The 6,102-nt window shown below is 58.7% G+C and carries 6 protein-coding genes; 1 reads left to right on the top strand and 5 read right to left on the bottom strand.

Annotated elements, in window-relative coordinates; all coding sequences use genetic code 11:
* Nucleotides 1-764: hypothetical protein (locus tag KBF66_RS18435; protein ID WP_296661015.1), on the bottom strand; the 764-nt coding region annotated here is incomplete at its 3' end.
* Nucleotides 765-931: 167 nt separating this feature from the next.
* Between KBF66_RS18435 and KBF66_RS18430 the strand changes: the two genes are divergently transcribed.
* Nucleotides 932-2,101, top strand: coding sequence for a helix-turn-helix transcriptional regulator (locus tag KBF66_RS18430; protein ID WP_296661013.1), 1,170 nt, complete (start codon nt 932-934; stop codon nt 2,099-2,101).
* A 243-nt stretch (nt 2,102-2,344) separates the two neighbouring features.
* Here KBF66_RS18430 and KBF66_RS18425 read toward each other — a convergent pair whose 3' ends face one another.
* From KBF66_RS18425 to ftsA, 4 genes are all read right to left on the bottom strand, one after another.
* Complete coding sequence (locus KBF66_RS18425; protein WP_296661011.1) at nt 2,345-2,521, bottom strand: hypothetical protein; 177 nt, start codon at nt 2,519-2,521, stop codon at nt 2,345-2,347.
* Between the two features lie 2 nt (nt 2,522-2,523).
* Nucleotides 2,524-3,447: a UDP-3-O-acyl-N-acetylglucosamine deacetylase gene (gene lpxC / locus KBF66_RS18420; protein ID WP_296661009.1), complete on the bottom strand. Its 924-nt coding sequence runs from the start codon at nt 3,445-3,447 to the stop codon at nt 2,524-2,526.
* Nucleotides 3,448-3,469: 22 nt separating this feature from the next.
* Nucleotides 3,470-4,732 carry a cell division protein FtsZ gene (gene ftsZ, locus KBF66_RS18415; protein WP_296660989.1) on the bottom strand — a complete coding sequence of 421 codons (1,263 nt, stop codon included), beginning with the start codon at nt 4,730-4,732 and terminating at the stop codon, nt 3,470-3,472.
* Between the two features lie 141 nt (nt 4,733-4,873).
* Nucleotides 4,874-6,102: cell division protein FtsA (gene ftsA, locus KBF66_RS18410; RefSeq protein WP_296660987.1), on the bottom strand; the 1,229-nt coding region annotated here is incomplete at its 5' end.

The following is a 6,102-nucleotide window of genomic DNA, read 5'->3' as shown; positions in this document are numbered from 1 at the left end:
GTGTTACTGATGGTGACATCTGCCCTGCTGGTGACACTGATCGCTCCACCACGTCCATTCCAGCTGCCAGGCTGAACTCGGTTGTTTGAGAAGTTGCTGGCGTCGATATTGACGGTTGCTGCCGTGATGGGTGTAGATCCACATTTCTCGTTCACCCAAATTGCACCCCCATGATTACCACCACCTGAAGGTGTTCCAAAAGGTTTGGCCAGATTATTTGAGAAAACCGTATTATTAATCGTTAATGCTTGATTGGTATACTGAACATTAACCCCCAGCCCGCCGCCCCAAACGGCGAAACTGTTATCAATAACCACTGAATCAAGTGTCAAACTATGTTCTGAATAAATTGCTCCTCCCATATAACCGGTTGGATTTCCACCATTAATAAGTCGCAATCCAGAAATACTGACTAGATAATCAACACCACCATTGTCGAGTGCCGGACAGGCTGGAAAAGTTTTACCAATTGCAAAAATTCGGTTACTGAAGTTGGCGTCAATGGTCAGCGTCGAAGCACCCGGGCCCTGGATCGACATCGGACCATTGATGAAGATCTGATTTGTAAGAACAATGGTCCCGGACAACTCGGGAGAAAAGTTGACGGTGTTGGGCGCCGGGCTTGCGCTTGCTTGTGCGACTGCATCGCGCAGACTGCCCACACCACTGTCGTTGGTGTTGGTGACGGTAAAGGTCGCAGCATGCGCTGACACCCAAGTTAAACCAAGACCAAGTGCAAAGACCAGGCTTCTGAGACGACTCATGATTACCCCCTGAATAAACCAAAACAAGAACTGACGAATTTGCTGCCGACGTTAGCGTGTTCTTTTTAAGACAGCATCACCCGTGCGGGTGAAAATAATCAAATTTTCTGGCTAACCGTGTACTATCTGCAAAAGAGTAAAGTCGACTCAGACAAAAGGGAGTCAATATGCAGTCCACCGAACAAGCTGCGCGGCTGGAACAGTTCTCTGGCCTGGTTCACCAGATTTATGCTTCCAGTGCAGAGCCTGGCCGCTGGCCTGAAACAGTGGGTGCGATAGCCCAGGCCATGGGGGCCAAGCAGGCAATCTTGTTCACACCCTATATTGGCCCTGGCGCCGGTGGCCTGATTTTTCCGTGGCAGGTGGAAGAAAAGGATCTGATCCTTTACGGCACCAAATACATCAACCACGATCTTTGGGCGCATAGCGCCCAGCGCAAGGGCTTGATTCAGGATGGTGCCGTGGCACTGGACGAAGAGCTGGTACCTCAAGAGGATTTGCTGGCCTCTATTTATTACCAGGAATTTTTGCGCCCCATGGGAGTGGGGCGTATTTGCTCTGGCGTCGTTTTTGAAGGCGCCCCCGGTTTGCCCAGCACCGTACTGTCGATTTACCGTGGGCCGGATGATCCATTTGATCGCAAAGACCGGGAGTTCATGAGCCTTCTGGTGCCACACTTGTCGCGGTCATTGGGTTTGATGCACAGACTGAACCATGCGCGGTATCAGATTGAATCGCTGCACGCCGCGCTGAACCGCCTGACTGTCGGGGTTTTTTTGCTGGATCAGCAATTGGGTGTCATTTGTGCCAACACCACAGGCCAACAGGTATTGGACCGCGCCGATGGCCTGCAGCTCGATGTGAATAAGCGCATCACAGCCGCCGGTTTTCAGCAAACGAACGGTCTGCGACTGGAAGCCTGGCTTGCCCGGTTGGTGGCTACGCCCGAGCAAAAGCGAGACAGTTTTGGTGCCACTTTTGAGGTCGCACGAAGCGAGCCAAAGGCAAGGTACAGCATTCAGTGTTGCTCGCTCGAGCCCAGTGACCCCCTGGTCGAAAACGAGGGGGCACGCCACATTGTGTTTGTGACCGATCCACATCGGGTGGAGTTGCCTGCACCGGAGTTGTTACAACGACTGTTGGGACTATCACCGGCCGAGGCCCGCGTTACCCATGCCATCGTTCAGGGAGGCAGTTACAGCAGTGTTGCAAAAAGCCTGAATGTGAGCGAGGAAACCGTTCGGACGCAGATCAGATCGACTTACGCGAAGACCCACACTTCTGACAAGGCCAGTTTGACGCGAATGGTGTTGTCGCTGAGCAAGGCTATTGTGTAGCCCACTCGGAACGGTGCAGGTGATGTTTCGTTACAGCATTCAACACCAAAACGATCAATAAGATAGCACAAATCTTATTATGCAAAAGCACTAGAGGTACTTTTTTACTATTTGCGGCATTGGCGCCAAGGCAAATTGAAAAAGGACACGCGGCACCGGCCAGTCGCATAAGTTTAACCAGCGCAATCTGGTATGGGTATCCCCCGTTTGGGAGTAGTCCATGGCATATTTGCAGAAGCTGATTCACCCAACCCGCTCAAGCACCAGCACGGCAAAAAAACCAAACGCGGCGATCAACGTCCACTTGAGGATTTTCAGCCCCCATTGTTTGTAGCGGTCTTGCCCGGTACCGACCCAGAACACAAAACACGCCGCCGCACCCAGCAGCAGCATCAACATGGTCCAGCGAAACAGCAGCATGGCTACCAGGCCCGCGCCAGCTTGGCAAAACCCTGTGGCGCCTGCGCGGCATCGTCAAAACTCACCACGTCCCAGGCCTCGGGGTGGTTGAGCAGCTCCCGCAGCAGCAGGTTGTTGAGCGCATGGCCGGAGCGAAACGCGCTGTAGCTGGCCAGCAGTGGTTTGCCCACCAGATAGAGGTCGCCCATGGCGTCCAGGATTTTGTGCTTGACAAACTCATCGTCGTAACGCAGACCACCGGCGTTGAGCACCTTGTAGTCGTCCATCACAATGGCGTTGTCCAGGCCGCCACCCAGCGCCAGGCCGTTGGCGCGCAGCATTTCCACGTCTTTGGTGAAGCCAAATGTGCGCGCCCGGGCGATGTCTTTGGAATAGGAGTCGCTGCTCATGTCAAACACCACGCGCTGGCCGGTCGAGTCCACCGCCGGATGGCTGAAGTCGATCTCAAAACTCAGCTTGTAGCCATGGTAGGGTTCCAGCCGCGCCCACTTTTCGTTGGCACCTTCACCCTGATGCACTTCCACCGGCGCCAGCAAACGGATAAAACGGCGTGGTGCGCTCTGCAACGCAATGCCGGCGCTTTGCAGCAGAAACACAAAGGATGCGGCCGAGCCGTCCAGAATCGGCACCTCTTCGGCGGTGATGTCCACATACAGGTTGTCCACGCCCAGTCCGGCGCAGGCCGACATCAGGTGCTCCACCGTATGCACTTTGGCTCCACCATTGGAAATGGTCGAGGCCATGCGGGTGTCCGTCACCGCCAGGGCCGAAACCGGAATGTCCACCGGCAAAGGCAAATCCACGCGCCGGAACACGATGCCGGTGTCGGGCTGCGCCGGGCGCAGCGTGATCTCGACCCGCTGCCCGCTGTGCAGCCCCACGCCCACGGCGCGGGTCAGGGTTTTGAGGGTTCGTTGTTGCAGCACCGGCCGATTTTACTTTTTCTGACTAATCCGCCTGTTTGCGCAGGAATGCCGGAATCTCAAAGTCGTCCATGCCACCACTGGACAAAGCATCGACCTTGGCCGCCGCCGAGGTGCGGTCGCGGGTGCGCCAGACACTCGGTGTGGCCATGGAGCCGTAATCCGGCTGCGTGCCACGTCCGCCCATGCTGCTGCCGGCCAGCATGCCGGTGGCCTGCAAGGGGCTGACCGGGGTGTCCAGCGTGGGCACATTGAACGGGATGTCGTGGGTGCCGGTGCGCAGCTGGGTTTGCGGCTGGGCGCTGGGCATGACCTGCAGTTTGGGCCGCGCACGGCTCAAGCCGGTGGCCACCACCGTGACACGGATCTGGTCGCCCAGATGGTCGTCGTAGGCGGTGCCGTAGATCACATGCGCATCGGGCGAGGCGTAGGCGCGGATGGTGTTCATGGCCAGTTTCGATTCACTCAGTTTCAGCGACCCCTTGGCGGCCGTGATCAGCACCAGCACCCCCTTGGCACCCGACAGGTCGATGCCTTCGAGCAGCGGGCAGGCCACGGCGTGTTCGGCGGCAATGCGGGCGCGGTCCGGGCCGGCGGCCACCGCCGTGCCCATCATCGCCTTGCCGGGCTCACCCATCACCGTGCGCACGTCTTCAAAGTCGACGTTCACATGGCCGGGCACGTTGATGATTTCGGCAATACCGCCCACCGCGTTTTTCAGCACGTCGTTGGCGTGGGCAAAAGCCTCGTCCTGCGTGGCCTCGTCACCCAGCACTTCGAGCAGTTTTTCGTTCAGCACCACGATCAGCGAGTCGACATTGGCTTCGAGCTCGGCCAGGCCCTGGTCGGCATTGTCCATGCGACGTTTGCCCTCAAACTCAAACGGTTTGGTCACCACACCCACGGTCAGAATGCCCATCTCGCGTGCCACCCGCGCAATCACCGGGGCCGCACCGGTGCCGGTGCCGCCGCCCATGCCAGCGGTGATGAACAGCATGTGCGCACCTTCAATGGCCTGACGGATGTGCTCAACGGCCACCTCGGCAGCGTCGCGCGCCTTGTCGGGCTTGCTGCCGGCACCCAGACCGGTGCTGCCGAGCTGAATCACCCGGTGCGCGTCGCTGGTGGAGAGCGCCTGCGCATCGGTATTGGCGCAGATGAACTCCACCCCCTGCACCGCACTGGCGATCATGTGGGCCACGGCGTTGCCGCCACCACCGCCGACGCCGATCACTTTGATTTGGGTTCCTTGGTTGAAGGCTTCTTCGTCGATGAGTTCAATGGCCATGGTGCTCTCCTGGGGTTTCAATGGTTGGGTAAAAAAAGACATGTGATCTACAAAACGGGTGAAAGGATAAAAGGGTGAACGGCTGCGGTCGCCATCGTCGTGGTGGGCTGGCGCGGTGGAGCCAGAGGGTGGGCGACATGATCAGAAGTTCCCCACGATCCAGTCCTTGATGCTGCCAAAAGCAGTTTTCATGGAACCATTTTTTTGTGCCACCTTGAAGCCGCGCAGGCGCGCCATGCGGGCCTCTTCGAGCAGGCCCATCACGGTGGCGGCGCGCGGCTGGGCCACCATGTCGGACAAGGCGCCGGTGTACTTGGGGATGCCCCGACGCACCGGTTTCAGAAAGATGTCTTCGCCGAGCTCGACCATGCCGGGCATGATGCAGCTGCCGCCGGTGAGCACAATGCCGCTGGAGAGCATTTCTTCAAAGCCCGACTCGCGCATCACCTGATGCACCAGACTGAAAATTTCTTCCACGCGCGGCTCGATCACCCCGGCCAGCGCCTGGCGGCTGAGCATGCGCGGACCCCGGTCGCCCAGGCCCGGCACCTCCACCTGTGCCTCGGGGTCAGCCAGCAGCTGCTTGGCGTAGCCGTTTTCGACCTTGATCTCTTCGGCGTCCTTGGTCGGCGTGCGCAGCGCCATGGCAATGTCGCTGGTGATCAGGTCGCCGGCAATTGGGATGACTGCGGTGTGACGGATCGCGCCGTTGGTAAAAATGGCCAGGTCGGTGGTGCCAGCGCCAATGTCCACCAGCGCCACACCGAGTTCACGCTCATCTTCGGTCAGGACGGACAGGCTCGACGCCAATGGGTTGAGCATCAGCTGCTCGACTTCCAGGCCGCAGCGGCGCACGCATTTGATGATGTTCTCGGCCGCACTTTGGGCGCCGGTCACGATGTGCACCTTGGCTTCCAGACGGATGCCGCTCATGCCGATCGGCTCTTTGACGTCCTGGCCGTCGATGATGAACTCTTGCGGTTCGACCAGCAGCAGGCGCTGGTCGGTCGAGATGTTGATGGCCTTGGCGGTTTCCACCACGCGGGCCACATCAGCGGCGGTGACCTCGCGGTCCTTGATGGCCACCATGCCGTGCGAGTTGATGCCGCGGATGTGACTGCCGGTGATGCCGGTATAGACGCGCGTGATCTTGCAGTCGGCCATCAGCTCGGCCTCGCGCAGCGCCTGCTGGATGCTTTGCACGGTGGCATCGATGTTCACCACGACACCGCGCTTGAGGCCATTGCTGGGTGCCACCCCCAGGCCAGCCAGCTTGAGCTCGCCACCAGGCATGACCTCGGCCACCACCACCATCACCTTGGCGGTGCCGATGTCGAGTCCGACAACCAAATCCTTGTACTCTTTTGCCA

Origin of the sequence: Rhodoferax sp., assembly GCF_018063565.1 — a bacterium.
In the GTDB taxonomy this organism is placed as follows: Bacteria; Pseudomonadota; Gammaproteobacteria; order Burkholderiales; family Burkholderiaceae_C; genus Rhodoferax.
Note: the sequence above shows the minus strand (reverse complement) of the source record. Positions and strands in the feature narration are given on the sequence as shown.